Here is a 26,181-nt window from a genome sequence, read left to right on the forward strand (position 1 = left end):
GTGAGTATTCCATGAGCCAAAACCACTGCGGACAGGCAACCCCAGCCACCCGTGATGCTGAAATTCTGATTGTCGGCGGCGGCCTCAGTGGCGCCTTGCTGGCGGCGCAATTGCTGCGCCTGCCGGGGCGGCGGCGGATACTGGTGATCGAGCCCCGCAGCGAGCTGGGCCGCGGCGAGGCCTACAGCGCTGTCGAGCTGGGGCATACCCTGAACGGCAACGCGGCACGGATGAGCGTCGATCCGGACAATGCCGATGACCTGACCCACTGGCTGACCCAGCATATTGCCGGCGGTGGCTGGCCCGAATCGGGCCGCCAGTCGGTGCCGGTCAGCGAGCTGTTTCCACCTCGGGGGCTGTTTGGCGTCTATGTGCAGCAACGCCTGGCCGAGGCGCTGCAGCTGGGCCTGGAACAGGGCTCCAGCCTGAGCCATGTGCGCGGCGAGGCGGTGGATCTGGAAACCGACAGTGACGGGGTCTGCCTGACGCTGGCGGACGGCCGCCAGCTGCGCGGTGGGGTGGCGGTACTGGCCACCGGCATGTTCCCGGCGGCGCGCACACCGCAAACCCGGTCCAGCGGCCTCAATGCCGCAGCCCTGGACCCTTGGGACGTGGCTGCCATGGCCCGCCTCGACCCGCAGGCGACGGTGCTGATCATCGGCTCCGGGCTGACCATGGTGGACGCCGTGGTGTCCCTGGAGCAGGCCGGGCATCGCGGGCCGATCGAGGTGTTTTCCCGGCACGGTCTGCTGCCCCATGTGCGCCGCCAGCCGCCGGCCTGGGTGGACTTTCTCGCCGCCGACCTCAAGCTGCGCAGCCCGCGACAACTGCTGCGGGAGGTGCGGCGCCAGTGCCGCGAGGCCCAGGCTCAAGGCATCGACTGGCAAGCGCCGCTGGACACGGTGCGGGTGCATATCGGCCGGTTGTGGAGCCAAGCCAGCGAGGCGCAGAAACGCCAATTCGTGCGGCATGTGCGGCCCTGGTGGGAGAGCCACCACCATCGCTCGCCGCCCTTGAGCGCCGAGCGGGTGGCGCGCCTGCACGCCGAGGGCCGTTTGCGCATTCATGCCGCGGCCTACCAGGGACTGGAACCTTCGGTGGAGGGTCGCCTGACGATCCGCCTGCGTTATCGCGGCACCGAGCACAGCGAGCGCCTGGAGGGGGACGCACTGATCAACTCCAGCGGCATTGAATACGACTGGCGCCGGGTCGCCCGGCCTTTGCCGCAGCAACTGCTGGCCCGTGGTCTGGTCATCCCCGGGCCGTTGGCCCTGGGCATCAGCGCCACGGCAGAGGGTGCCGTGCACAACGCCCGTGGCCAGGCATCCGAGCGCCTGTTCGCCATGGGCCCGCCGTTGCGCGGCCTGTGGTGGGAAAGCACCGCCGTCACCGACGTCGCCCTGCAGGCCAAGGCCCTCGCCGCGCATCTTGCGGCATTGCCCTTGTAGCCGCTGCCGCAGGCTGCGAACGGCCCGCTAGGGCCGCGGCGTTCTTGAGGTTGCTGCGGGTTCGGCGGGCGATCGTCAAGCAAGGTCCTTCGGACCTTTGCGCAGCTTCGCCGTGGCTCAGCAGCGGCTACAGGGCCAACGCCGGTCGGGGTTGTGTAGCCGCTGCCGCAGGCTGCGAACGGCCCGCTAGGGCCGCGGCGTTCTTGAGACCGCTGCGAGTTTGGCGGGCGATCGTCAAGCAAGGTCCTGCGGACCTTTGCGCAGCTTCGCGGGCTCAGCAGTGGCTACAGGAGGGTGACCCAGCGCTGTTCCTGGGCGGCAGTGCGGATCGCCGCGGCCAGGCGCTCTATTTCCCAGGCCTCGGCGAAATCCGTGCCGTCCCGACCCTGGCCGCACAGGGCCATGATCAGTTCATGCACTTCCAGGGTCTTGAGTTCGTTGTAGCCCATTTGATGCCCGGGGGCCGGGCTGAAGGCGGCGTAGCCGGGCAGGTCCGGTCCGGCCAGCAGGCGCTGGAAGCCTTTCTGCCCGACCCGGTACAGGCGCAGTTCGTTGAGCCGTTCCTGGTCGAAGGCGAGGGTGCCCAGGGTGCCGCTGATCTCGAAGCTCAGGTGATTTTTGTAGCCATGCTTGATCCAGCTGCTGCTCAACGTGCCCCGCGCACCATTGGCGAAACGCAACAAGGCGTGGGCCTGATCGTCCACGGCAATATGGCGCCGTTCCTGGCTGCCGGCGTGGGTCGGTCGTTGCAGATGCACCGTCTGCACATCGGCGCACACCGCCTGCACCGACCCCATGAGAAAGCGCGCCATGGCCAGCAGGTGGCTGCCCAGGTCGGCCAGGGCGCCGCCGGCGTGCTGCGGGTCGCAACGCCAGGACCAGGGTGAATCCGGGTCGGCCATGAAATCCTCGCTGAACTCGCCCTGGAAACTCACCAACTGCCCCAGCTCGCCCTGGCCGATCAACTGCCGGGCCAGGGCGATCATCGGGTTGTGCTGATAGTTGTAACCGACCCGGGTCACCACCCCGGCAGCTTGGGCGGCGTGGTGCATCTGCCGGGCCTCCTCGACGCTGATGGCCAGGGGCTTTTCGCAGTACACCGCCTTGCCTGCCGCCAGGGCCGCCATGGCCATGGGGAAGTGCAGATGGTTGGGGGTGGTGATGGCCACCAGATTGACCCGGGGATCGGCGATCAAGCCTTGCCAGTCGCTATGGGCCCGGGCGAAGCCCCAGGCCCCGGCGCAGTGCTCGGCGCGCTGCGCATCGGCATCGGCCAGGGCTGCCAGGTGCAGGCGCACCGGCAGTTCGAACACTGCGCTGACACTGCGAAACGCCAGGGCGTGGGCCCGGCCCATGAAGCCGGTACCGATCAAGCCAATGCCAAGTTCATCCATAGCCGCACCTGCAGAATTATTGTTTTAGGAAGGGCTAGTTATGGAATAAAAATTCTCTAATTGCAATTGCTGGAATTAAAATTTCGACTGGCGCTGTAGGAGCCGGCTTGCCGGCGACAGGGCCCCTGTGGCTTGCGCTGGGTTCAAGGTCCTGTTCGCTGGCAGGCCCGCTGCCAAGGGAAATGAAAAAGGCAGCCCGGAGGCTGCCTTTTCGGTGGTGCAAGCGGGCCTCAGGAGAGGAAGCCGCCATCCACGTTCAGCGAAATGCCCGTGGTGTAGCTGGAGGCGTCGCTGGCCAGGTAGAGCACCGCGCCGGCCATTTCGCTCGGGTCGGCCACGCGCTTGAGGGGGATCTGCGCCAGGGCGGTCTTGAGGATGGCGTCGTTCTTCACCAGGGCCGAGGCAAACTTGGTGTCGGTCAGGCCCGGCAGCAAGGCGTTACAGCGGATACCGAACGGTGCGCATTCCTTGGCGAAGACCTTGGTCATGTTGATCACCGCCGCCTTGGTCACCGAGTAGATGCCCTGGAAGATCCCCGGCGAGATGCCATTGATCGAGGCGACGTTGATGATGCTACCGCCGCCGTTGTCGCGCATCAGCTTGCCGGCTTCCACCGACATGAAGAAATAGCCGCGGATATTGACGTCGACGGTCTTCTGGAAGGCCCCCAGGTCAGTGTCCAGGACGTTGCAGAATTGCGGGTTGGTGGCGGCGTTGTTGACCAGGATGTCGAGGCGGCCGAACTGCTCGCGAATCCCGGCGAAGACCTGGCTGATCTGTTCCATTTCGCCGATGTGGCAGGCAATCGCCGTGGCCTTGCCGCCGGCGGCGATGATGGCGTCGGCCACGTGCTGGCAGCCTTCGAGCTTGCGGCTCGACACGATCACATGGGCCCCTTGCTGGGCCAGGAGCTTGGCAATGGCTTCACCGATACCGCGGCTGGCGCCGGAGACGAATGCGATTTTGCCGTCGAGGTCGAACAACTGAGTCTTGGACATGGTTTTTCCTTGCTGGGCTGTCGGGCGCCGAGGGCGCGGTCAGAGGCTGGATTTTTCGATGACCTGCAGGCTCATCTGCTCCAGCAGTTTGTTCATGTGAATGAACTGCGCGAAGCGTTTGTCCTGGGTCTGGCCGTGGTAGAAGCGGTAGTAGATCTGCTGCACGATGCCGGCCAGGCGGAACAGGCCGTAGGTGTAGTAGAAGTCGAAATTGCCGATTTCGATTCCCGAGCGTTCGGCGTAGTAATCGACGAATTCCTGGCGGGTCAGCATGCCCGGCGCGTTGCTCGGCTGGCGCCGCATCAGTTGCACCGGCGCCGGGTCGGCGGCCTCGATCCAGTAGGCCAGGGTGTTGCCCAGGTCCATCAGCGGATCGCCCAGGGTGGTCAGTTCCCAGTCCAGCACGCCGATGATCTGCATCGGGTTGTGGGGATCGAGGATGACGTTGTCGAAGCGGTAGTCGTTATGCACGATGCTTGAGGTTGGGTGATCGGCGGGCATCTTGTCGTTGAGCCAGGCCTTCACGGTTTCCCAGTGCGGCGCATCGGGGGTCAGGGCTTTCTCGTAGCGCTCGCTCCAGCCCTTGATCTGACGCTGCACATAGCCTTCAGGCTTGCCCAGGTCGCCCAGGCCGCAGGCGTTGTAGTCGACCCGATGCAGTTCGACGAAACGGTCGATGAAACTCTTGCACAGGGCTTGGGTCCTGCCGGCATCCAGGCCCAGTTCCGCCGGCAGGTCGGAGCGCAGGATGATGCCCTTGACCCGTTCCATGACATAGAACTCGGCGCCGATCACCGACTCGTCGGTGCAGTGCACATAGGCCTTGGGGCAGTAGGGGAAACCGTCCCTGAGCTGGTTGAGAATGCGGAACTCGCGGCCCATGTCATGGGCGGACTTGGCCTTGTGGCCAAACGGCGGGCGGCGCAGGACGAACTCCTGGTCCGGGTACTCCAGCAAGTAGGTGAGGTTCGAGGCACCGCCCGGGAACTGGCTGATTTGCGGTGTGCCGCTGAGGCCGGGAATATGCGCCTTGAGGTACGGATCGATCAGGTTGGCATCGAGCTCCTCGCCGGGGCGAGTACGGGTGGATTGGTCTGTAAGCGCCATGCTTATCCCTTCTGCTTATTCTGGAGGCCAGAGATTATTGACTAATCTAATGCGCCTACCGGCCCCTCACAATCGCGGCGAGCCTTTATAGGTGCGCGTGTTGCCGGACAATCATTGCTTTTGATACAAGCGTTTGAATTTACCCCCGTGTGTCTACGACCCGGTGAGACCAAGCCCTCGTAGGAGCCGGCTTGCCGGCGAAGAGGATGTCATGATCGGCGCTGGCTTTCGCTGGCAAGCCAGCTCCTACACAAGCCATGCAGGCCAGAGATTGTCCGCCCCACGAGCATAGGCGTTGACTCGGGGGTGGGTCAGTTCGGTGCCGGCAGGGGAAGGGGGGTCAGCAGGGGCCGCCCCTCGAAGTGGGCCAGCAGGTTCTGGCCGACCATGTCCACGGTGTCGCGGCTGGCCTGGGGCGAAAGGCCGGCGACGTGGGGCGTCAGTACCACATTGTCCAGGCCCTTGAAACCGTCCGGCACTTGCGGTTCGTCATCGAACACGTCCAGGGCCGCGCCGGCAATCCGCCGCTGTTTCAGGGCCTGCAGCAGGGCGTTGGTGTCCACCACGCTGGCCCGGGCGATGTTCACCAGGAAACCTTCGGCGCCAAGGGCTTCCAGCACCGGCTGGTCCACCAGATGCCGGGTGTCGGCGCCGCCGGGGGTGGCAATCACCAGGGCATCCGAGTCCCGGGCCAGTTCCAGCAGGCTCGGGCAAAAGCGGTAGGGCTGGTCCGGCCGGGGCTGGCGGCTGTGATAATTCACGGTCATGTCGAAACCCAGGGCGCAACGCCGGGCGATGGCCTGGCCCACGGCGCCCAGCCCGAGGATGCCCAGGCGCATGCCCGCGACGGAAGGGCGCAGGACTTTTGGCCATTGTCCCTGGCGCACGGCGGCATCGGACTGGGGAATGCCCCGGACCAGCGACAGCAACAGGGCGAGGGCATGATCGGCCACGGACGAGGCATTGACCCCGGCGCCATTGGTCACGGCAATCCCGCGGTTGCTCGCCGCTTGCAGGTCCACCTGCTCATAGCCGGCACCGATCACGCAGATGATCTGCAGCCGGGGCAGGGCGTTGATTTCCGCCGCTGTCAGCCCCAGAGGGCCTCGGGTCAGCACGGCGTCGATCTGTGGGGCGTGGGTCTTGATGGCCTGGGCCCGTTCGGCGGGCGTGGGGGCCAGGATCAGGTTGAAGCCCAGCGCTTCGAGCAAGGGCAGGTAGGCGTTGACGTTCTCGACCAGGACCAGGACGGTGGCGCGCATGACGGTTCCTCAGCAGTTAATGGGGCAAGGGCTGGCGCAATTGAAAGATGTTGCCTTCCGGGTCGACGCCGTCGCAGACCTGCGCCCCCTTGAATGACCATTCGCGCTCGGCCTCGTACAACCGGCCCCCGGCGCTGGCGGCCCGTTGCCTGGCCTGTTGCAGATCGGCAACCTGGAACAGCGGCTTGCACGCGCCATCGCTACGGGGCAGTGGCGGTTCCTGCACGACGATGCGCGCGGCAATCGCCGCAGGCACCTGGACCAGTGTCAGCTCGAAGCCCTGATGCACCAGTTGCTGGTAATCGGCCTGTTGCTCGGTGATGGGCCAGCCCAGCAGGTCGGCATAGAAGCGGGCGAGTGACGGCGGGTCGAGGCTGTAGAGGATGCAGCCGGCGATCGTGGTGGCGCTCATGGAGGATTCCATACAGGCGGGGACGAAGGCTCAAGGGTGCGGGTTGCGAGGGATTTTGGCAATGCTCGCCGGCACCGTTCCCGGGGGAGTCACGCCATGTTCGGCGTGCCCGGGGCGGTGTGGGGACTATGGGGTCAGAAGGTCACATCGGCGGTCGTGGCCAGGCGCACGAAGGGGCCGTTGAGGGTGGCGTTATGGTGGGCGATGATTTTCTTCGCCCCCAGCACGGGTGTGTCCATGCAGGTATGGGCGTCCTCCACCAGCACGGCGGCAAAGCCCAGGTCGCCGGCGGCGCGGCAGGTGGCATCGACGCAGTACTGGGTCTTCATGCCGACGATCACCAGTTCATTGACCTGGGCTTCCTGCAGGCGCTCGGCCAGCCCGGTGCCGACAAAGCAACTGGGGCGGGTCTTGTCCAGCACGCAGTCCAGTTCTTCATCCACTTCCAGGGTCGGCAGCAGTTGCCAGAGCGGGCTGCCGGCGGCAATCGGCGATTCGGCGGGGCCGGTATGGCGCACGGCGAAGATCGGCGCCCCGGCCTGGCGGGCGCGGCGGATCAGTTGGTTGATGTTTTCCAGGGTCTGTTCGCGCTTGTAGGGCTTGTCCGGTCCGTTGAACAGGCCGACCTGCATGTCGATGACCAGCAGGGCACGCTTGGCGTTGGATAAAGGCATCTTGTCTCTCCTTGTAGTGCCAGCTGGACGGAGAAACAAAAGGCCCCGTCCATTGCTGGCGGGGCCTTGGTTTTACTGTGCTTGCATCATCCCGCACAGCTACCACACGACCCGCCGTAGGCAGTCGTGGTGGTAGAGGTAGGGTTGAGCGCGTAGATATTCATGGGGGCCGATCATGCCGCCTGGCCGTGAATCTTGTCAACGCAGCCCAGCGCGCGTCGGCTTGCCGAGGAACAGGTGCGTGGGATGTGCATCGCCTTCGCGGACGCTTGCGCCGGCAAGCCGGTGCCAGGGGAAGGCGGGAGAGGGCCGGGCCAGACGCTTCGCCACGGCAAAAAAATAAATCTGCACCGTACAAACCGTTCCTCAGCTAAGTCTATGCAGCGCTCGCGGAATCCCGGACAATCGCGCCCCCTCTGTTTCGGTCGGGGTTCTGTCTGTCGGGTACTCCGACGCGCCCTGATCGAATGGCAAACGACCGGAATGTGGAGATCCCACCGGATGAATGATCAGGCCAACAGCGTTGATCAACGCTTTGAAACGGCGACCCCAGCGACCCTGAGTAGCTGGAACCGCCAAGACACCACCTGGATGCTGGGCCTGTTTGGCACCGCCATTGGTGCTGGTACCCTGTTTCTGCCCATCAATGCCGGCATCGGCGGTTTCTGGCCGCTGTTGATCCTGGCGCTGCTGGCCTTCCCCATGACCTTCTATGCACACCGCGGCCTGACCCGCTTTGTGCTCTCCGGGCGTGACGGTGCGGACATCACTGACGTGGTGGAAGAGCATTTCGGCCTCACCGCCGGTGCCCTGATCACCTTGCTGTACTTTTTGGCGATCTTCCCGATCCTGCTGATCTACAGCGTGGCCCTGACCAACACCGTCGACAGCTTCATGACCAACCAACTGCACATCGCGCCGCCGCCGCGGGCGATCCTGGCCCTGGTGCTGATCTTCGGCCTGCTGGTGGTGGTGCGTTGCGGCGAGCAGGTGATCGTCAAGGCCATGAGCCTGATGGTCTATCCGTTCATCGTGGCCCTGCTGTTCCTCGCGGTGTTCCTGATCCCGCACTGGAATGGCGGCATCCTCGCCACCGTCAGCGATGTCCCGGCGCCTTCGGCCTTCCTGCATACCCTGTGGCTGGCGATTCCGGTGATGGTCTTCTCGTTCAACCACTCGCCGATCATCTCGGCCTTTGCCGTGGACCAGAAGCGCCGCTATGGCGTGCATGCCCAAGAGCGCAGCTCGCAGATCCTCTCGCGTGCCCACCTGCTGATGGTGGGCATGGTGCTGTTCTTCGTCTTCAGCTGCGTACTGACCCTGAACCCGGCGCAACTGGCCGAAGCCAAGGCGCAGAACCTGTCGATCCTGTCCTACCTGGCCAACCACTTCCAGAATCCGACCATCGCCTTCGCCGCGCCGTTGATTGCCTTCGTGGCCATCGCCAAGTCCTTCCTGGGGCACTACATCGGTGCCAGCGAAGGCCTCAAGGGCCTGATCGGCAAGAGCGGCCGGCGTCCTGGGGCGAAAACCCTGGACCGGGTTACCGCTGCCTTCATGCTGGTGATCTGCTGGGCCGTGGCGACCCTCAACCCGAGCATCCTGACGATGATCGAGACCATGGGTGGCCCGGTGATCGCGGCGATCCTGTTCCTGATGCCGATGTACGCCATTCGCAAAGTGCCGGCCATGGCCCGCTATCGCGGCCAGGCCTCCAACGTCTTCGTGACTCTGGTGGGCCTGGTGGCCATTACCGCCCTGGTGTACTCCCTGGCTTCGTGAGTGGTGCGACGCGCTGGCGGCTGCCTTCGCCGGCATTCCACACCTGCGCGACGCTCACCGCCTGGAGCCGGCTTGCCGGCGGACAGGCCCTCAAGCCTGACGCGATTGCTGGCAACACAACCAACGCCGCCGGTGCTCACAGCACCGGCGGCGTTGTCGTTCAAGGCATTGATCAGGATCGTTTGCTGCCTTGAATAAAGGGCTAAGCTGGTGCTCTTATTGCTGCCCGGAACCCGTCAATGGCCACTCCCGTCACACGGGCTGCAATCTGGCCCAAAGGCGTTGATGCCGTTGGGCGACACCCTCTGAATTCGAATCTTGCCTTGTCACGGACGAACCCGATTGGCCACTGAACCCCTCACCCAGCCAACTGTTGTCCCCAAACGCAGCCGTGACCTGCTGGCCGGCTTGTCCATCGCCGGCCTGTTGTTGCCCGAGGCGGTAGCCTATTCCAGCATCGCCGCCTTGCCGCCCCAGGCCGGGGTCATTGCCCTGTTCGCCGGGTTGCTGTGCTACGGCCTGCTGGGCAGCAGCCGCTTCGCCATTGTCTCGGCCACGTCCTCATCGGCGGCGGTGCTGGCCGCTGCCACCTTGTCCCTGGCAGAGGGCGACGTGCAGCTGCGCCTGAACCTGGCGTTCGCCCTGGTGCTGCTGACCGGAGGCTTCTTCGTCCTGGCGGGGCTGTTTCGCCTCGGCGGCGTGACCGCGTTCATTGCCAAGCCGGTGCTGCGCGGCTTCGCCTTCGGCCTGGCCGTGACCATCATCCTCAAGCAGTTCGCCACCATCGTGGGGGTGCACCTGAGCACCGGCAACCTGGTGCGTTTTCTGCCCCAGTTGCTGGAGCAGTGGCCGCAGTGGAACTGGGCCGGCGCGGCGGTGGCGGCATTGGCCTTGCTGGTGCTGGCGATCTGTTCGCGGATTCCCTACGTGCCCGGTGGGCTGGTGGCGGTGGTGATCGGCATTGGCGCCGGGCAATGGCTCGACCTGCCGGTTCATGGGGTGGCCCTGATCGGGGTGATCGAACTCAAGTTGCAGGTGCCGAGCCTGCCGGACCTGCCCTTTGCCGACTGGCTGCGCCTGGGGGAACTGGCGTTTGCCCTGGTGATGATCCTGTATGCCGAGTCCTACGGCTCCATCAGCTCCCTGGCGCTCAAGCATGGCGACCGGGTGTCGTCCAACCGCGACCTGCTGGCCCTGGGCGCTGGCAATCTGCTCTCCGGTCTGTTCCATGGCATGCCCGTCGGCGCCGGCTATTCGGCCACTTCCGCTAACGAAGCGGCGGGGGCCCGCTCGCGGCTGGCCGGGCTGACCGCTGCTGCGGTGATGCTGATCATCGTTCTGACGGTGCTGCCCTATATCGCCCTGACCCCGGAGCCGGTGCTGGCGGCGATCGTCATCTATGCCCTGGGCCATGGCCTGAGCCTGCAACCGCTGGGGCGCTATTTCATCTGGCGCCGGGATCGGTTGCTGGTGATCTGTGCGGTCACCGCGGTGCTGGTGCTGGGGGTGCTGGATGGTTTGCTGCTTTCGGTAGGGGTGAGCATTCTGTTGATGCTGCGCCAGTTGTCGGCGGCGGATATCCAGATCCTCGGTCAATTGGGCAGCGGACATGATTTTGTCGACCTCAGCCGCCATCCTCAGGCGCGGCAGGTGCCGGGGGTGCTGATTCTGCGTCCGGGGGAGGCGCTGTTCTTCGCCAACGCCGAGCGCATCCTGGGCGGTGCCTTGCATCTGATCCGGCATGTGCAGACGCCGATTCACACGGTCATTCTCAGCCTGGAGGAGTCGCCGAATCTGGACGGCACCAGCATCGAGTCCCTGGACGACTTCTTCCGTCAGGTCCGCCTGGAGCACAAGCGCCTGGCCCTGGCCCGGCTCAAGCACAGGGCCAAGGAAGCCCTGGCGGGCCTGCCGTCGACTGCCGAGCATCAGGTGTTGCTCAGTGGCACCAGCGTCGACGATACGCTGCAGGAAAGCCTGCAGATCTGGAGCGGTCAGGCTCAGGCAGGACTCTGGCATTGAGTCTTGGCGCTTGGGTGTATCGCGCCTGGCCTGTGGCAGCGCAGCGCAGGGCGAACTAGCGGGCAGGGCAGTCAGCAAAAGTTACAGGCATAAAAAAACGCCGCGTATCGTGGAATACGCGGCGTTCTTTTTTACAACGCTAGAGCCTTAGGCTTGCACCACCGGGATCTTGGCGTTGGCCGCCGCTTCACGGAACTCGGCGATCTGGTCGAAGCTCAGGTAGCGGTACACGTCCGCTGCCATGCTGTCGATCTTGCCGGCGTATTCCATGTACTCCTCGACGGTCGGCAGGCGACCCAGGATCGAAGCCACCGACGCCAGCTCGGCCGAAGCCAGGTAGACGTTGGCGCCATCGCCCAGACGGTTCGGGAAGTTACGGGTCGAAGTCGACACCACGGTCGAGTTCGGCTCTACACGTGCCTGGTTACCCATGCACAGCGAGCAGCCCGGCATTTCCATGCGCGCGCCAGCCTTGCCGTAGATGCCGTAGTAGCCTTCTTCGGTCAGTTGGTGAGCGTCCATCTTGGTCGGAGGCGACAGCCACAGACGGGTTGGCAGCTGGCCCTTGACCTGATCCAGCAGCTTACCGGCGGCGCGGAAGTGACCGATGTTGGTCATGCAGGAACCGATGAACACTTCGTCGATCTTCTGGCCAGCGACGCTGGACAGCAGGCGAGCGTCGTCCGGGTCGTTCGGCGCGCAGAGCACAGGCTCCTTGACGTCGGCCAGGTCGATCTCGATGACTTCGGCGTACTCGGCGTCCTTGTCGGCTTCCAGCAGCTCAGGGTTGGCCAGCCAGGCTTCCATCGCTTGAGCGCGACGCTCCAGGGTCCGGGCATCGCCGTAGCCTTCGCCGATCATCCAGCGCAGCAGGGTGATGTTGGACTTCAGGTACTCGGCGATCGATTCTTTGGACAGCTTGATGGTGCAACCGGCAGCCGAACGTTCGGCCGAGGCGTCGGACAGTTCGAAGGCTTGCTCGACGGTCAGGGTTTCCAGACCTTCGATCTCCAGGATGCGGCCGGAGAAGGCGTTCTTCTTGCCTTTCTTCTCGACGGTCAGCAGGCCTTTCTGGATCGCGTAGTAAGGGATGGCGTGGACCAGGTCACGCAGGGTGACGCCAGGCTGCAGCTTGCCCTTGAAGCGAACCAGGATCGATTCCGGCATGTCCAGTGGCATGACGCCAGTGGCGGCGGCGAAGGCCACCAGGCCGGAACCGGCCGGGAACGAGATGCCGATCGGGAAACGGGTGTGGGAGTCACCACCGGTGCCGACGGTGTCCGGCAGCAGCATGCGGTTCAGCCAGCTGTGGATGATGCCGTCGCCCGGACGCAGGGACACGCCGCCACGGGTCATGATGAAGTCAGGCAGGGTGTGGTGAGTGGTGACGTCGATCGGCTTCGGATAGGCCGCGGTGTGGCAGAACGACTGCATCACCAGATCGGTGGAGAAGCCCAGGCAAGCCAGGTCTTTCAGTTCGTCACGGGTCATGGGACCGGTGGTGTCCTGGGAGCCGACGGTGGTCATCTTCGGTTCGCAGTAGGTGCCTGGACGCACGCCAGTCACGCCGCAAGCCTTGCCGACCATCTTCTGCGCCAGGGTGAAACCCTTGGTGCTTTCGGCTGGAGCTTCAGGCTTCTTGAACAGGTCCGACGGTGGCAGACCCAGCTCGGCGCGCGCCTTCTCGGTCAGGCCACGGCCGATGATCAGCGGGATACGGCCGCCAGCACGGACTTCGTCGAGCAGCACCGGGGTCTTCATTTCGAAGGTGGCCAGGACTTCGTCGCTGTTGTGCTTGGTGACTTTGCCAGCGTGCGGGTACAGGTCGATCACGTCGCCCATGTTCATCTTCGACACGTCGAATTCGATCGGCAGGGCGCCGGCGTCTTCCATGGTGTTGTAGAAGATTGGAGCGATCTTGCTGCCGAAGCAGAAGCCGCCGGCACGCTTGTTCGGCACGTAAGGAACGTCGTCGCCGAAGAACCACAGGACCGAGTTGGTCGCCGACTTACGCGACGAACCGGTGCCGACCACGTCGCCAACGTAGGCGATCGGGAAGCCGTCGTTGCGCATCTGCTCGATCTGTTTCATCGGGCCGATGGAGCCTTGCACGTCAGGCACGATGCCGTCACGGGCCATTTTCAGCATGGCCAGGGCGTGCAGCGGGATGTCCGGACGGGACCAGGCGTCAGGGGCAGGGGAGAGGTCGTCGGTGTTGGTTTCGCCGGTGACCTTGAACACCCGCAGGCTGATCTTGTCGGCCAGTACCGGGCGGTTCTTGAACCACTCGCCGTCGGCCCAGGATTGCAGTACGCCTTGGGCGTGAACGTTGCCGTTCTTGGCTTTTTCCGCGACGTCGTGGAAGGCGTCGAACATCAGCAGGGTGTGCTTGAGTTGAGCGGCAGCAACAGGCGCCAGCTCGGCGTCGTCCAGCAGGTCCACCAGGGTCACGATGTTGTAGCCGCCCTGCATGGTGCCCAGCAGTTCTACGGCGCGCTTCTTGTCGATCAGAGGGGAGGAGGCTTCGCCTTTGGCCAGCGCGGAGAGGAAACCGGCCTTGACGTAGGCGGCTTCGTCGACTCCTGGTGGAACGCGATTGGTGATCAGGTCAACGAGGAAAGCTTCTTCGCCAGCCGGGGGATTCTTCAGCAGCTCGACCAGGCCTGCAGTTTGTTCGGCGTTAAGCGGCTGGGGAACGATACCCAGTGCTGCGCGCTCTTCGATATGTTTGCGGTAGGCTTCAAGCACAGTTATTACCCTCATCAGTGGTCCCAAATGGGTGTCCGGGACGCTCATCCCGAAATTGCCGTACTCATGCGCTGCGTGGCGTTGTGGGCCACTTAGCCAGAATTACCGACAATTCCTTACAGAAGCTGCTTTCAAAGTTTTACGCCTGCAGAACGGGGAGCTGATGAGGGTTGGCGCTGGATTTTTCCCCGCTGGAAAAATCCCTCGCCAACACCGCTCTGAAGGAACGACTGTGCTCGTGACGCTTTGAAAACAGCTTCAAACGGACATTGGCGCCTAAAAAGGCTGGCTGATTCTACGGCAAAAAAAATCTAAACGTAAGTTGCTGTATTGAAGTTTGAGGGGTGATCAATCTTAGACAAAGGGCTAACATTGCCGACTGTTTTGCCTTTGCGTGTGTTGTTTTTCTATGCCCAATCAGACCATCAAGACCCCTTGCGTCGGCCTCTGCTCCACCGTCTACGGCGACCTGGTGTGCCGCGGCTGCAAGCGTTTCCATCACGAAGTGATCAACTGGAACGGTTACAACGAGGAGGAGAAACGCGCGGTCTGGTTGCGTCTTGAACAACTGCTGGTGCAGGTGATGGCGGCCAAGCTGGAAGTCTTCGACCCGGCGCGTCTGCGCGGGCAACTGGAGCAGCGCAAGATCCGTTTCGTGCCGCACCAGTCCGAGTATTGCTGGGCCTACCAGCTGATTGCCCGGGGCGCGCGGGTGATCAACCAGCTCGACGCCTACGGCATGGCGCTGTTGCCGGAGTTCCGCGACTGGGGCCTGCCGGAGTTGCGTGACGCCATCGATCGGGAATTCTTCCTGCTGTCGGAAGCCCACTACCAGCGCTACATCGCCCCGGGGTTTCTCAAGGACGCCCTGGGCTGAGAGGTTCGTCGGCCAGCCACTTCCTGCGCAAAGGGTGCTGCAGGCGTGGGCTTGCCAGCGACAGCGTCGTCATGGACGGCGCAGATGACGCGATGACGTTGGGGTGAGGGTCTCAGACTTTGGCGGCGAGTTCTTCCAGGTGGTCCATGATGTCCGCCGGCTTGAGCACCAGCACGTCACTGTCCAGGGAGTCGAGCACCACTTCGGCGGTGTTGCCGATCAAGGCCCCCGACAACCCGGTGCGGGCCACGGTGCCGATGATGGTCAGCACGGCCCCCAGCTTGTGGGCCATATGGGGAATCAGCACGTCCGCCGGACCTTCCTCGATATGCAGGTGCGCATCGTCGATATCGAACTCGGCCTGGAACGCCCTGCATTCCTCGCGGTAGCGCTTCTCGATGGTTTCCTTGAGCTGGAACACCGGGTCGGATGCCGAAAGCATCGGTGATGGATGGGCGCTGATCACGTGCAGTTGGGCCCTGGCCAGGCTGGCGATGTCGAAACCATAGTCAACGATGCTGGCATGCAGGGTGCGGTGTTCGCCGTCCATGTTGCCGACATCGATGGCCGCCATGACTACGCCACCGGCCCAGGGGGTGGCGGTCTTGACCAGCAGCACCGGGGTTGGGCAGTAGCGCAGCAGCTTCCAGTCCGCCGGGGTCAGCAGGACTTTCTTCAGCGGATTGTCATGGGAATGCTGCTTGATCACCAGGCCGCAACCCTCGGCCTGCTGCACGTCGATGATGGTTTCATGCAGGCTCTCGTTCCAGGCCTGCTCGGTGGTGACGCTGTAGCCTTCGCCGGTCAGGCTGCTCTTGAGCACGCTGAGCAGCGCCGAGTGTTCGTGCTTCTTGTCGCAGACCAGCAGATGCAGGTGGGCCTGGGTGACCCCGGCAATCAGCTTGGCGCGCTTGAGGGCGAGACTTTCGCCAGGCGTGGGATCGATGACCACCAGGATGCTGCGGATACTTTGCATGATCGGGATCTCCAGGAAAGGGATGAATGGTTAGGGTCTGTTCCCGTTTGGCCCAGCAACGCGGCTCGTCACCAAACGGGAACAGACCCTAGCGTGCACAACTATAGTTGCTGGCGCCCGCGCCGCATGTTGATGCATATCAAGCGCGGCCGCTGGTGGTCTGCGACGTGGCCGGTATAATCGCCAGCCTTTCGCTGTGAAGCCTTATTTGTCTCGTGAGCCTCATGTTATCGATCACTGATAGTGCCGCCATTGCTCGCCTTGCTGTGGCGGATTGCTCGGAAATGCGCCGATGAACTTTTTGGAAATTCATGACTTCCTCGGCTGTCGGACTCCCGACGCCTGGGTCCAGGCGGCCCTGGCCGACCAGGAAACCCTGCTGATCGACCACAAGAACTGTGAGTTCAAGGCCGCCAGCACCGCCCTGAGCCTGATCGCCAAGTACCATTCCCACGTCGACCTGATCAACATGATGTCGCGCCTGGCCCGGGAAGAACTGGTGCACCACGAACAGGTCATGCGCCTGATGAAACGACGCAAGGTCGAGCTGCGCCAACTGCACGCCGGGCGCTACGCTTCGGGCCTGCGCAAGGTGGTGCGCAGCCATGAGCCGGTGAAGCTGGTGGACACCCTGGTGGTCGGCGCCTTTATCGAAGCCCGCAGTTGCGAGCGCTTCGAAGCCCTGGTGCCACACCTGGATGAGGAGTTGGGCAAGTTCTATTTCGGCCTGCTCAAAAGCGAGGCCCGGCACTATCAGGGCTACCTGAAGCTGGCCTACCAGTATGGCGACGCCCGGGACATCGCTCAGGTGATCGACAAGGTGCGGGCCGCCGAGCAGGAGCTGATCGAGTCCCCGGACCCGGAATTCCGCTTCCACAGCGGCGTACCGGCCTGGTAAGGCACAACCCTTGTGTCGCTGCCCTTGTGTAAAAGCAGGGGCAAATTGTTAAAAACTCTTAAAAGAATGAAACTTTGCGCAAAACCGCGATAAGTCGCTGGTTTTGCCGCGACCTTAGCCTTTTTTTAACCTGGGTCCTTCTATAATGCGCGCACTCAAAATTGTGTGCTTGCGAACGGGAAGGTATGGAAAACCTGGGTCTTGGCAAAGTCCTGCTGGTGGAAGATGACGAGAAGCTCGCCGGGCTGATTGCCAGCTTCCTGTCCCAGCATGGCTTTGAAGTGCTGACGGTACACCGGGGCGATGTGGCCTTGGCGGCGTTTCTCGAATTCAAACCGAAGCTGGTGGTGCTCGACCTGATGTTGCCGGGCCAGAGCGGCCTGCACGTGTGCCGGGAAATCCGCGCCGTGGCCGATACCCCGATTGTCATCCTCACCGCCAAGGAAGACGACCTGGACCACATCCTCGGCCTGGAGTCCGGCGCCGACGACTATGTGATCAAGCCCATCAAGCCGGCGGTGCTGCTGGCGCGGCTGCGGGCCCTGCAGCGGCGCCAGGTGCCGGAGTCGACCGCCTTGCGCGGGGCCCTGGAGTTCGGCGTGCTGAGCATCGACCGCAGCAGCCGCGAGGTGCGTCTGTCCGGCGAGCCGATCGAACTGACCACCATGGAGTTCGAGCTGCTCTGGCTGCTGGCCAATGCGGCAGGCAAGACCCTGTCCCGGGATGACATCCTGAACCGCATGCGCGGCATCGAGTTCGACGGTCTGAACCGCAGCGTCGACGTCTACATCAGCAAATTACGCGGCAAGCTCAAGGACAACCCGCGCGAGCCGGTGTGCATCAAGACCGTGTGGGGCAAGGGCTACCTGTTCAATCCATTCGCCTGGGAGATTTGAATGCTGCGGCTGTTTCTGGGGCTCTACCTGTTCCTGGCCCTCGGCTTTGCCGGAGCCATGACCGCGGTGCAACACATCTTCCTCAACTACCTGGCGGTGGACCTGATCGAGGCCTACAACCGCGATGCGGTGCGCGGGCCGGCCTATAGCCTCAGCGAGCAGCTGCGGCCCTTTGACGAGGCCGGGCGTCAGCATCAACTGGAGTTGCTCAAACCCCATTACGGGCTGGGGCTCAAGCTGGTGCAGGCCGGCGAGCTGGACCTCAATCAGAAGGAGCGGGCGCTGCTGAGCGCCAAGCAGCTGGTGGTCCGGGATGATTTCAACGAATTCATTTCCAGCATCGACGACGGTCCCCAGTTACTGAGCATCAAGCTGCCGGAAGACCCACCCCTGACCCTGCTCTACAACATCGCCGCCTATGCCTTGCTCGGCACGCTGCTGGCCATCGTCCTGTACTTCTGGGTGCGCCCGCACTGGCGCGACCTGGAGCGCCTGCGCCTGGCCGCCGAGCGTTTTGGCGGCAATGACCTCAGCACCCGCCTGCAACTGTCCCAGCGTTCCAACATTCGCGACCTGGCCCAGCACTTCAACCGCATGGCGGCGCGCATCGAGGGCCTGATCGCCAACCAGCGCGAGCTGACCAACGCGGTGTCCCACGAGTTGCGCACGCCCATCGCGCGGCTGTCATTCGAGCTGGACCAGTTGCAGCAGCAACCGGACCCGGAGGAAAACCGCGAACTGATCGCCGACATGTACGCCGACCTTGGCGAACTGGAGGACATGGTTTCCGAGCTGTTGTCCTACGCCAGCCTGGAGCACGGCGCGGCCACCATCAGTCGCGAGAGTATCCAGGCCCAGAGCTGGCTCGACAGCGTGGTCGGCAGTGTCGCCCTGGAGGCGGAAGCGGCGGGGGTGCAGTTGCTGATCCGCTCCTGCCAGGTCGAGTACGTGCGGATCGAGCCACGCTTCATGGCCCGGGCGGTGATCAATCTGCTGCGCAACGCCATTCGCTACGCCGACCGGCGGGTGGAGGTGTCCCTGGTGCGCCTGGAGCAGGGCTACGAAGTGCGGGTCAATGATGACGGGCCCGGCGTGCCGGTGGATGGACGGGAGAAAATCTTTGAACCCTTTTCCCGGCTCGACGCCAGCCGCGACCGGCGTACCGGTGGCTTCGGCCTGGGCCTGGCCCTGGTGCGACGGGTCTCCCAGTGGCATGGCGGCAAGGTCGAGGTGGTGGATTCGGAGTGGGGCGGGGCCTCGTTTCGCCTGACCTGGGCCCATGTCGATTAGCGGCAGCGGCAAGTTGCAAGCGGTAAGCGGCAAGCTTCAAGCCGCCAGTTCGCTGCTTGCCGCTTGCCGCTCGAAGCCTACCGCTTAAAAGCTGTACTCAAGCTGGGTGCCCAGCACCGTCTGCATGCGCCGATCGACGATCGGGCTGTCGCCGGCTTCCTTGCCCAGGTACTGCAGGGACAGCAGGGTCGAAAGCTTGGTCTGCTCGTTGAGGGGCAGGGTCCATTCCAGGTCCAGGCCATTGCTCACCAGCCCGCCCTTGGCGCGGTAGGCGCTGAAGCGGCTGTTGGTGGCCTGGGTGCCGCTCACGCCGTACCAGGTCTGCATATAGTCGGCATTGCCGAACAGGCTGTTGAGGCTGGCATCGAGGCTGCCCAAACGTCCCTCGTACAGGTTGGTGCCAATGCTCAGCTGCAGCTGGCTGTAAGCCGAACCGGTGTCCTTGTTGTCATTCTTCTTCACGGCGTGGGTCACCGTGGCTCCCAGTTCGAACGGGCCCAGGTCGTAACCCAGGTGTGCGCCGAACTGTGCACGTGACTTGATCTGGCCCATGCCCTTGAGCCGCTTGGAGCCTTGGCCCAGGTGGTTCTTGTCGCGCCGTTCTTCGCTGGGGCCGACCCAGGTGCTGAACGACAGGTCGCCCCATTCATGGCCCCAGCCCAGGCCCTGGTCGGTGTTGAGGAAGAGGCCATAGGGGCTGATGATTTCGCCGCCGAAAATCGGCGCCACGGTGCGCTCGTCACTGCCGCTGTAGCGCGGCACGCTGGCCACACCGCCGCGCACGCCATATTTCCAGTCCTCGGCATGCAGCGCTGCAGACCCTGTGGCCAGGCCGAGGGTGCCCGCCCAAAGGGCGACGGTGGTGCAGCGTTTCAGGCTTTTCATAGTGTTTTAGAACCTCAGGTAGTGGGGGGTGTAGATACGTTTGAAGGAGTAGCCGAGGACGTTGACCCCGTTGACCTGGCGGCGCACGGTGTCGCCCAGCCCGGGGCCATGGCCGGCAATCACCGCATGGGCGTTGTCCACCGGAGCCAGGATGTAATCGGTGAGGGTGCGGCCCTGTTGCAGGCTGCGGATCATCAGGAAGCCGTCTTCCAGGGCGATGCTGACGCCGTTCAAGGGGGCGTTGGCTTCGTCATCGTTGAGGGCGTGATAGGTGCCGACCATGGCCAGCCAGTTGTCGGGCAGGGGCACCGGATCGATCCGTTCCCCCATGGCCAGTAGCTGGCCGTGGCGCTTGGCGGTAAATACCCGGTTGCCCTGAACGTTCATGACGTCCAGTTGCACCCGTCCCAGGTCGCCCAGGTCCTGCTGCCACAGTCCGAGGATTTTCTTCTGCGCCCGCAGCCAGCCGTGTTCGTCGCGCAGCAACTCGAAGCGCGTGCCGGCCAGTTCGCCAAACAGCCGCTGGTCCTGGTCCTTGATGCGCAGCACGCCCCAGGTCGTGGCATAGAACCCCGCCAGATGCTGGCGGTCGGCGGCTTCCGGCACCCGGCGCCGCGGGCTGGGCTGGTCGGAGCGGTTCTGGTCTGAGCCCTTCTGGTCAGTGCGACCCTGGACGGAGCTACTCGGTACGGGGCTTCTCAGTACGGGGCTATCCACTACGGGGCTATCCAGTACGGAGCCATTCGGGACGGAGCCATCCTGGCCGGAATCGTGCTGAACGCAGCCCTGCTGAACAGGGCCGGCTTGCATCCCTTCGGGGGCGCCATGGGCCTGCTGCAGCATGCGCAGAATCTGCGGCACCAACGGCTGGGCCAGGGCTGCGCCAGAGCCGGAATTGCTCATCACGATCACCGCCAGTTGCTGCTCCGGGAGCACGCTGATCCGGGCGTGGAAATCATCGCCGGAGCCACTGCGTTGCCAAGTGCCAATCCCCGGGTTGACCCACTCGTCGCCACAGGGCGAGAGGAACCAGCCCAGGCCCACCTGACAATCGAAATCCAGCGGGTTGCCGCTGTTCTGCGGACGCACCATCTCCTTGATCGAGGCCGGCGAGAGCAACGCCTGATGCTTGTAGCTGCCCTGGGCGAAGAGCATGCGCACGAAGTGGCTCAGGTCCCGTGGATTGCTCCACAAGCCAGCGGCGGACAGGTCGCGCACCAGGACATCATTGCTGCGGGAGCCGTCGGTATAGCCTTGGGTGCGGTAGGGTTGTGCGCCGCTGCCGCCTATGAAACTCGACTGGCTCATGCCCAGCGGGCGCAGCAGGCTTTTTTGCAATTGCATCTCGAAATCCAGGCCGCTGCTGCGTTCCACCGCCGCGCCCAGCAGGGCGTAGCCCAGGTTGGAGGGGGCGGTCCGGGTGCCCGGGGCATTGTTCAGCCAGACCCCGCTGACCTTTCTCGGCAGCTCGTTGAGAGCCTGGGGCGTACGTGAGTCGCGCAGGTACTCGGCGGGCATCCCGGCCTGATGGCTGAGCAGGCGGCGCACCGTCACGGCCTGGTCGGCGGCGTTCTGGTCCTGGTGAAAGCGCGAGCGGACGTAGAATTCCTTGAGGCTGTCCTGCAGGGGCGCATCCAACTGCAGGCGTCCCTGTTCCACCAGTTGCATGACCGCCGTAGCGGTCAGCAACTGCGACAGGGCGCCGGCGCGAAACGCGGTGTTCTCGGTCACCTGCAGGCCCCGTGCCTGGTCGGCAAACCCGAAGCCCCGGGCCCAGATCAGCTCCTGGCCGTCCACCAGGGCGATGGACAGCCCCGGGACCTGGTGCTCGGCCATCTCCCGGGGGATGTACTGCTTCAAGTAGCTGATGATGCTGGCGTAGTCGCCGGGCGCTATGACCGGCGGCGCAGGTGGTTGGCCATTGCAGCCGAGGCTGCTCAGCAGGATGCCCAGCAGTGGCAGGCCGAGAAGTTTGGGGGACATGCAGCACCCGACCGGAAATTCGATGAGCGGATGCTAGGGAAGGGCGTCTGAGGAGTCTTTGGCAGCTTTGTCTGGAAACTGTCAAAGAGTGTTAAGCGAAGGTGGCCGCGCCTCGGACCGAGGCGCGGCTTGGGCGGGTTACAGCTCCAGGCTGTGGATCACCTGGGTGGCATCGTCGGGGTCGATGGCGCTGCGCATGCCGAGGGTCTTCGCCAGGCGGCGCATGCTGTAGTTGGCGGCGCTGTCCACCGAATACAGCTGCTGGAAGCCATTGGTACGGGCTTCGTCGATCAGATGCTGCATCAGCAGGGCACCGAGGCCCTTGCCTTGCCATTGATCGGCGATGGTCACGGCAAACTCGCAGCGCCAGGGCTGGTCGTCGACCTGGGCATAGCGGCTGATGCCGACTTCCCGCAGCTCGCCGTTGTCGTGGACAAGGGCCACGTAGGCCACCCGTTGCGGGGTGCCGACATCCATCAGCTGATCCAGCAACTGATCGCCGACTTCCTTGACCTCACCGAGAAAGCGCTGGTGCCGGGTGACGGGGGAGAGGTTTTCGATAAAGGCCTTTTCCCGGCCCCGGTCTTCAGGGCGCAGCGGGCGGATCAGCACGTGGCTGCCGTCGCTCAGGGCGTCGATCCAGTATTGGCCTTGCTGGGCCGGAAATGGCGGTTGGACGAGGACATCGAGGGCGCTGCTGGACATGATCAAGTCTCCGGGGAAGCAAAGGGCAGGTGATTGCCACAAGCTTTACTCCGCCGGCGATCCGGGCGCTTGATCGGCATCAATGTCCGCTGCTGTCGCGCCTCGGCTGGCGATCACCGGTCATGGCCCGATCCGGTGCCTATCAGGTGGACGGGCAGCTGGTCGACGCGCCGGTGCTGCAACGGGCCCGGCGTCTGCTGGCCCTGGCCTGAATCGGCCGGGTTAGTATGGCCCCGGTATTGTTGCCGAGATCCGGAGCCACCGCCCATGAGTACCCTGGAACGCGCCATCGCCATTGCTGCCCGGGCCCATGCCGGGCAAGTCGACAAGGGCGGGGCGCCCTATATCCTCCATCCCCTGCGGGTCATGCTGCGGCTGTCCGAGCCCCGGGAACAGCTGGTCGCGGTGCTCCACGACGTCATCGAAGACAGCCCGGTGACCCTGGAGCAACTGCGCGGCGAAGGTTTCAGTGAAGAGGTGCTGCAGGCCCTGGCGGCGCTGACCAAGGTCGAGGGTGAGGACTATCCGGGGTTTATCCGCCGCGCTGCACAGAATCCTTTGGCGCGGCGGGTAAAGCGGGCGGACCTGGCGGAGAACAGTGACCTGTCACGCATCCCCGAACCCAGCGAGGATGACCGGCGGCGCCTGGAGAAGTACCGCCAGGCCATCGAGTACCTCGACAGCCTGGGCCGGCCTTGAGCCGCTAGCCCAGGGCCAGCGGCGCCGGGGCGTTCAGTTGCTGTAGTTGGAAAGGGCGACTTCGGCGTTGCGCGCCGGTGGCTTGCTGCCCCGGGTGCGCCAGTGTTCGATCAGGGCGCGACCATGGGCCAGCCCGGCTTGCAGGGCGGCTTCGGTGCTGGCGTAGTCGTTGCCGTAGGGCGGGCAGGCAAAGTGCACGGAAAAGCACGGGTGCTGGCCATGGCCGGTGAGCCGCCCGACGTAGCTGAAGCTGGCGCCGGATTGATGTGCATAGAGGCTCGGCGAACTCGGCTCACGAATGATCATCACGTAGATGTCGTGGTCGAATTGAGTGTCTTGATACCAACTGCTAGAAGACTCCATGGTCCACCTCCTTGTCCGTAAAGCGGCGCGATGTTGCTGCGTCAGCGGGTTGTTCAGTGCAGTTCACGCCCGGGGGGCGTCCAGCAGGCCAGCGGGATGAGCGAACACCCCGGCAGGCAGCAGTTTTTCCAGGGCCCGGGCGGCCCGCAGGACCCGTTCGTCATGGCCGAAGCGGGCGACGATCTGCAGGCCTATGGGCAGGCCGGCGGCGCTCAGGCCGCAGGGCATGCTCAGCGCCGGTTGGCGGCTGAAATTGAACGGGAAGGTGGTGGGCTGCCACATGGCGCTGATCTGCTCCGGCCAGTCGGGCGGCATCTGGCGCTCCACGGCGAAGGGCTCGACCACCGCAGTGGGGGTCAGCAGCAGGTCGTAGTCGCCGAGAAAGTCATGCAGTTGTTGCGCGACCCGATGCCGCTCCTGCACCGCGCAGGCGTAATCCAGGGCATTGAGCTGGCGTGCGCGGACCTGGGCCTGCTGGAGGAAGTCGCCGACCAGGTGCTGGCGCTCCAGCGGGATTTCCTCGGCCATGGCGCTGGCCACCTCCACCGGCCAGGCCCGCAGGTAATTCGCGGCCGGCTGGCCGATGTCCGGCGAGGCCTGGACCACGGTTGCCCCGGCCTGCTGCAGCAACTGGGCAGCGGCCAGGCAACGGGCGGCAATCTGCGGATCGACATGGGCGGCATGGCCCAGGTCGGCGCTGAAGGCGATGCGCAGGCCGCTGATGCCGTCCTCGATGCCGGACAGGAACTGGCCGGGAGCATGGGGCCAGGCGAAAGGTTCATCAGGCTCATGGGCGCTCATCAGCTCCATCAGCAGGGCGATATCCCGTACATGCCGGGCAATCGGGCCTTCGGCGGCCATGCCCCCCGGGTCGATGCTCGGGCAGGCGGACACCAGGCCATGGCTGGGCTTGAAACCGATCACCCCGCAAAAGCTCGACGGGGTGCGGATCGATCCGGCGGCATCATTGCCGGTGGCCGCCGGGGCGTAACCGGCGGCCACGCCAGCGGTGCTGCCGCCACTGCTGCCACCGGCATGCAGGGCCAGGTTCCAGGGGTTGCGGGTGATGCCGGTCAGCGGGCTGTCGGTCAGGGGCGTGCTGCCCAGTTCCGGCAGGGTGGTCTTGCCAATGAAGATCGCCCCGGCCTCGCGCAACCGCGCCACCAGGCTGGTGTCGCGGGTCATGGGCGGTCGGTCGGCCAGCGCCCTGGAGCCGCTGCGGGTGTGCCAGCCCTGGATGTCGCTGTTGTCCTTGACCAGGATCGGGATGCCGTCCAGCCGCCCCAGCGGTTGCCCGGCGGCCCAGCGCGCGGTAGCCGCCTGGGCGGCGGCGAGAGCGGCCGCGTCCTGGCGCTCGCAGAGGGCATTGAGTTGCGGCTCATGGCGTTCGATCCGGGCCAGCACGGCGTGCAGCAGATCCACCGGGGTGAACTGCCGGGCGGCAAAGCCGTGCAGCAATGCCTCGATGGACAGCAGGTGCAGGGCCGGTGGGCTGGACGGGGATAACGACATGGGCAGCTCTTCTATCAAGGCCGTGGGGCGCCGGTGGCGGGCCAACGGGCAAGGGCTGCGAACGCGCCGCTGGTGGCGGCCCGCAAACCCTTGAGGGTCAAAAACTCAGCGGCCACTGGTGACCTTGACCCAGGTCCGGGTCCGGGTGCGTTCGGCCTTGGCCGGCAGCGGTGCCAGGGGGTACAGGCGGGTCATGGTCTCGGCGCTGGGGAACAGGTCCGGGTTGTCCAGCAGCGTCTGCTGGATGAACGGTTTGGAGTCGGTCACGCCATTGGGGTAGCCGACGTAGTTGCTGATGGAGGCGATGACTTTCGGTTCCATCAGGTAATTGAGAAAGGCGTGGGCGGTGTCCACGTGCTTGGCGCCGGCGGGAACGGCCACGGTGTCGATCCACACCAGGGTGCCTTCCTTGGGAATGCGCATTTCAATGTGCACGCCGTTCTTGGCTTCGTTGGCGCGGTTGGCCGCCTGCAGGAAGCCGCCGGAGTAGCCCACGGCCACGCAGATGTTGCCGTTGGCGATATCGCCCATCCACTTGGCGCTGTGGAAGTAGCGCACATAGGGACGCAGCTTGAGCAGCAGGGCCTCGGCCTTGCGGTAGTCCTCGGGGTTCTGGCTGTTGGGGTCCAGGCCCAGGTAGTGCAGGGCCAGGGGCAGCATCTCGGCGGGCGAGTCGAGGAAGGTCACGCCGCACTGGCTGAGCTTCTTCAGGTTCTCTTCCTTGAACACCAGGTCCCAGCTGTTGACCGGGGCATCGGTGCCCAGCAGTTCCTGGACCTTGTCGCGGTTGTAGCCGATCAGGTTGGTGCCCCACATGTAGGGGATCACGTAGCGGTTGCCCGGGTCGCTCTGCTCCAGCAGCTTCATCACTGCCGGGTCGAGGTTCTTCCAGTTCGGCAGTTGGCCACGGTCCAGGGGCTGGAAGGCGCCGGCGCTGATCTGCTTGCTGACGAAACCGCTGGAAGGCACCACCACGTCATAGCCGCTGTTGCCGGTCAGCAGTTTGGCTTCCAGCACTTCATTGCTTTCGAAGATGTCGTACTTGACCTTGATCCCGCTCTGGGCCTGGAAGTCCTTGATGGTGTTGGGAGCGATGTACTCCGACCAGTTGAAGATGTTCACCGTGCGCTCGGGGGCGGCGTGGACGCTGAAGCTGGCGCTCAGGGCCAGGGCGCTCAGGGAGCAGCTCAGGGCCAGGCGGGTGAGGGCGGTATGCAGCGATTTCATGCGACAACTCCATGTCTGAAATG

General features: G+C 64.4%; 22 protein-coding genes. 8 read left to right on the top strand and 14 right to left on the bottom strand.

What is annotated here, in order from left to right; genetic code table 11:
- Positions 1-11: 11 nt before the first annotated feature.
- Positions 12-1,448, top strand: a complete 1,437-nt coding sequence (locus tag KHO49_RS27660; RefSeq protein ID WP_213666214.1) for an FAD/NAD(P)-binding protein — start codon at positions 12-14, stop codon at positions 1,446-1,448.
- 284 nt (positions 1,449-1,732) lie between these two features.
- On the opposite strand, the gene KHO49_RS27665 is transcribed toward KHO49_RS27660, so the two are convergent.
- The 6 genes from KHO49_RS27665 to KHO49_RS27690 form a co-directional block, all read right to left on the bottom strand.
- The gene (locus tag KHO49_RS27665) at positions 1,733-2,842 is read right to left on the bottom strand and encodes a Gfo/Idh/MocA family protein (RefSeq protein ID WP_213666215.1); all 1,110 of its coding nucleotides are present in this window, start codon (positions 2,840-2,842) and stop codon (positions 1,733-1,735) included.
- A gap of 230 nt (positions 2,843-3,072) precedes the next feature.
- A complete protein-coding gene (locus KHO49_RS27670) occupies positions 3,073-3,840 on the bottom strand; it encodes an SDR family oxidoreductase (protein ID WP_102879735.1) in 768 nt (255 codons plus the stop codon).
- Positions 3,841-3,879: 39 nt separating this feature from the next.
- Positions 3,880-4,947, bottom strand: coding sequence for a phosphotransferase family protein (locus KHO49_RS27675; protein WP_110653615.1), 1,068 nt, complete (start codon positions 4,945-4,947; stop codon positions 3,880-3,882).
- 311 nt (positions 4,948-5,258) lie between these two features.
- Positions 5,259-6,209, bottom strand: a complete 951-nt coding sequence (locus KHO49_RS27680; protein WP_213666216.1) for a 2-hydroxyacid dehydrogenase — start codon at positions 6,207-6,209, stop codon at positions 5,259-5,261.
- A gap of 16 nt (positions 6,210-6,225) precedes the next feature.
- On the bottom strand, positions 6,226-6,621 hold the full coding sequence (locus KHO49_RS27685) for a VOC family protein (protein WP_110596987.1): 396 nt from the start codon (positions 6,619-6,621) through the stop codon (positions 6,226-6,228).
- 134 nt (positions 6,622-6,755) lie between these two features.
- Positions 6,756-7,295, bottom strand: coding sequence for a cysteine hydrolase family protein (locus KHO49_RS27690; protein ID WP_102879731.1), 540 nt, complete (start codon positions 7,293-7,295; stop codon positions 6,756-6,758).
- 501 nt (positions 7,296-7,796) lie between these two features.
- On the opposite strand from KHO49_RS27690, the gene KHO49_RS27695 reads away from it, so the two are divergent.
- On the top strand, positions 7,797-9,077 hold the full coding sequence (locus KHO49_RS27695; RefSeq protein ID WP_102864482.1) for a serine/threonine transporter: 1,281 nt from the start codon (positions 7,797-7,799) through the stop codon (positions 9,075-9,077).
- 342 nt (positions 9,078-9,419) lie between these two features.
- A complete protein-coding gene (locus KHO49_RS27700; RefSeq protein WP_213666217.1) occupies positions 9,420-11,099 on the top strand; it encodes a SulP family inorganic anion transporter in 1,680 nt (559 codons plus the stop codon).
- 147 nt (positions 11,100-11,246) lie between these two features.
- Here KHO49_RS27700 and acnB read toward each other — a convergent pair whose 3' ends face one another.
- Complete coding sequence (gene acnB, locus KHO49_RS27705) at positions 11,247-13,847, bottom strand: bifunctional aconitate hydratase 2/2-methylisocitrate dehydratase (RefSeq protein ID WP_102879729.1); 2,601 nt, start codon at positions 13,845-13,847, stop codon at positions 11,247-11,249.
- Between the two features lie 409 nt (positions 13,848-14,256).
- On the opposite strand from acnB, the gene KHO49_RS27710 reads away from it, so the two are divergent.
- Positions 14,257-14,724, top strand: a complete 468-nt coding sequence (locus KHO49_RS27710) for a DUF1289 domain-containing protein (RefSeq protein ID WP_102879728.1) — start codon at positions 14,257-14,259, stop codon at positions 14,722-14,724.
- Positions 14,725-14,836: 112 nt separating this feature from the next.
- Here the strand turns inward: KHO49_RS27710 and uspL are convergent, their stop codons facing one another.
- On the bottom strand, positions 14,837-15,700 hold the full coding sequence (gene uspL / locus KHO49_RS27715; protein WP_102864486.1) for a universal stress protein UspL: 864 nt from the start codon (positions 15,698-15,700) through the stop codon (positions 14,837-14,839).
- A 292-nt stretch (positions 15,701-15,992) separates the two neighbouring features.
- Here uspL and KHO49_RS27720 point away from each other — a divergent pair, with 292 nt between their 5' ends.
- The 3 genes from KHO49_RS27720 to KHO49_RS27730 all read left to right on the top strand — a co-directional run bounded on the left by KHO49_RS27720 (position 15,993) and on the right by KHO49_RS27730 (position 18,784).
- The gene (locus KHO49_RS27720) at positions 15,993-16,598 is read left to right on the top strand and encodes a MiaE family protein (protein WP_102879727.1); all 606 of its coding nucleotides are present in this window, start codon (positions 15,993-15,995) and stop codon (positions 16,596-16,598) included.
- 185 nt (positions 16,599-16,783) lie between these two features.
- On the top strand, positions 16,784-17,494 hold the full coding sequence (locus tag KHO49_RS27725) for a winged helix-turn-helix domain-containing protein (RefSeq protein ID WP_102879726.1): 711 nt from the start codon (positions 16,784-16,786) through the stop codon (positions 17,492-17,494).
- On the top strand, positions 17,495-18,784 hold the full coding sequence (locus KHO49_RS27730; protein ID WP_102879725.1) for an ATP-binding protein: 1,290 nt from the start codon (positions 17,495-17,497) through the stop codon (positions 18,782-18,784). It abuts the gene before it with no gap.
- An 84-nt stretch (positions 18,785-18,868) separates the two neighbouring features.
- On the opposite strand, the gene KHO49_RS27735 is transcribed toward KHO49_RS27730, so the two are convergent.
- From KHO49_RS27735 to KHO49_RS27750, 3 genes are all read right to left on the bottom strand, one after another.
- The gene (locus KHO49_RS27735) at positions 18,869-19,669 is read right to left on the bottom strand and encodes a MipA/OmpV family protein (RefSeq protein WP_213666218.1); all 801 of its coding nucleotides are present in this window, start codon (positions 19,667-19,669) and stop codon (positions 18,869-18,871) included.
- 6 nt (positions 19,670-19,675) lie between these two features.
- Positions 19,676-21,652 carry a serine hydrolase domain-containing protein gene (locus tag KHO49_RS31200; RefSeq protein WP_249735876.1) on the bottom strand — a complete coding sequence of 659 codons (1,977 nt, stop codon included), beginning with the start codon at positions 21,650-21,652 and terminating at the stop codon, positions 19,676-19,678.
- 138 nt (positions 21,653-21,790) lie between these two features.
- Positions 21,791-22,357, bottom strand: a complete 567-nt coding sequence (locus KHO49_RS27750; RefSeq protein ID WP_213666219.1) for a GNAT family N-acetyltransferase — start codon at positions 22,355-22,357, stop codon at positions 21,791-21,793.
- Positions 22,358-22,624: 267 nt separating this feature from the next.
- Here KHO49_RS27750 and KHO49_RS27755 point away from each other — a divergent pair, with 267 nt between their 5' ends.
- Positions 22,625-23,056 (top strand): HD domain-containing protein, encoded by a 432-nt coding sequence (locus tag KHO49_RS27755; protein ID WP_213666220.1) that lies wholly within the window; start codon positions 22,625-22,627, stop codon positions 23,054-23,056.
- 33 nt (positions 23,057-23,089) lie between these two features.
- Here KHO49_RS27755 and KHO49_RS27760 read toward each other — a convergent pair whose 3' ends face one another.
- The 3 genes from KHO49_RS27760 to KHO49_RS27770 all read right to left on the bottom strand — a co-directional run bounded on the left by KHO49_RS27760 (position 23,090) and on the right by KHO49_RS27770 (position 26,158).
- Positions 23,090-23,419, bottom strand: a complete 330-nt coding sequence (locus tag KHO49_RS27760) for a hypothetical protein (RefSeq protein ID WP_110653531.1) — start codon at positions 23,417-23,419, stop codon at positions 23,090-23,092.
- Positions 23,420-23,482: 63 nt separating this feature from the next.
- Positions 23,483-24,931 (bottom strand): amidase, encoded by a 1,449-nt coding sequence (locus tag KHO49_RS27765; RefSeq protein ID WP_213666221.1) that lies wholly within the window; start codon positions 24,929-24,931, stop codon positions 23,483-23,485.
- Positions 24,932-25,036: 105 nt separating this feature from the next.
- Complete coding sequence (locus tag KHO49_RS27770; RefSeq protein WP_213666222.1) at positions 25,037-26,158, bottom strand: polyamine ABC transporter substrate-binding protein; 1,122 nt, start codon at positions 26,156-26,158, stop codon at positions 25,037-25,039.
- Between the last annotated feature and the right edge of the window lie 23 nt (positions 26,159-26,181).

Source organism: Pseudomonas sp. RC4D1, from assembly GCF_018390395.1.
Taxonomy (GTDB): domain Bacteria; phylum Pseudomonadota; class Gammaproteobacteria; order Pseudomonadales; family Pseudomonadaceae; genus Aquipseudomonas; species Aquipseudomonas danubii.

Bases quoted from the DNA above. Each gene is read 5' to 3' on its own strand.
- KHO49_RS27660 (WP_213666214.1), top strand. From the start codon at position 12: ATGAGCCAAAACCACTGCGGACAGGCAACCCCAGCCACCCGTGATGCT.
- KHO49_RS27665 (WP_213666215.1), bottom strand. From the start codon at position 2,842: ATGGATGAACTTGGCATTGGCTTGATCGGTACCGGCTTCATGGGCCGG.
- KHO49_RS27670 (WP_102879735.1), bottom strand. From the start codon at position 3,840: ATGTCCAAGACTCAGTTGTTCGACCTCGACGGCAAAATCGCATTCGTC.
- KHO49_RS27675 (WP_110653615.1), bottom strand. From the start codon at position 4,947: ATGGCGCTTACAGACCAATCCACCCGTACTCGCCCCGGCGAGGAGCTC.
- KHO49_RS27680 (WP_213666216.1), bottom strand. From the start codon at position 6,209: ATGCGCGCCACCGTCCTGGTCCTGGTCGAGAACGTCAACGCCTACCTG.
- KHO49_RS27685 (WP_110596987.1), bottom strand. From the start codon at position 6,621: ATGAGCGCCACCACGATCGCCGGCTGCATCCTCTACAGCCTCGACCCG.
- KHO49_RS27690 (WP_102879731.1), bottom strand. From the start codon at position 7,295: ATGCCTTTATCCAACGCCAAGCGTGCCCTGCTGGTCATCGACATGCAG.
- KHO49_RS27695 (WP_102864482.1), top strand. From the start codon at position 7,797: ATGAATGATCAGGCCAACAGCGTTGATCAACGCTTTGAAACGGCGACC.
- KHO49_RS27710 (WP_102879728.1), top strand. From the start codon at position 14,257: ATGCCCAATCAGACCATCAAGACCCCTTGCGTCGGCCTCTGCTCCACC.
- uspL (WP_102864486.1), bottom strand. From the start codon at position 15,700: ATGCAAAGTATCCGCAGCATCCTGGTGGTCATCGATCCCACGCCTGGC.
- KHO49_RS27720 (WP_102879727.1), top strand. From the start codon at position 15,993: ATGAACTTTTTGGAAATTCATGACTTCCTCGGCTGTCGGACTCCCGAC.
- KHO49_RS27725 (WP_102879726.1), top strand. From the start codon at position 16,784: ATGGAAAACCTGGGTCTTGGCAAAGTCCTGCTGGTGGAAGATGACGAG.
- KHO49_RS27730 (WP_102879725.1), top strand. From the start codon at position 17,495: ATGCTGCGGCTGTTTCTGGGGCTCTACCTGTTCCTGGCCCTCGGCTTT.
- KHO49_RS27735 (WP_213666218.1), bottom strand. From the start codon at position 19,669: ATGAAAAGCCTGAAACGCTGCACCACCGTCGCCCTTTGGGCGGGCACC.
- KHO49_RS31200 (WP_249735876.1), bottom strand. From the start codon at position 21,652: ATGTCCCCCAAACTTCTCGGCCTGCCACTGCTGGGCATCCTGCTGAGC.
- KHO49_RS27750 (WP_213666219.1), bottom strand. From the start codon at position 22,357: ATGTCCAGCAGCGCCCTCGATGTCCTCGTCCAACCGCCATTTCCGGCC.
- KHO49_RS27755 (WP_213666220.1), top strand. From the start codon at position 22,625: ATGAGTACCCTGGAACGCGCCATCGCCATTGCTGCCCGGGCCCATGCC.
- KHO49_RS27760 (WP_110653531.1), bottom strand. From the start codon at position 23,419: ATGGAGTCTTCTAGCAGTTGGTATCAAGACACTCAATTCGACCACGAC.
- KHO49_RS27765 (WP_213666221.1), bottom strand. From the start codon at position 24,931: ATGTCGTTATCCCCGTCCAGCCCACCGGCCCTGCACCTGCTGTCCATC.
- KHO49_RS27770 (WP_213666222.1), bottom strand. From the start codon at position 26,158: ATGAAATCGCTGCATACCGCCCTCACCCGCCTGGCCCTGAGCTGCTCC.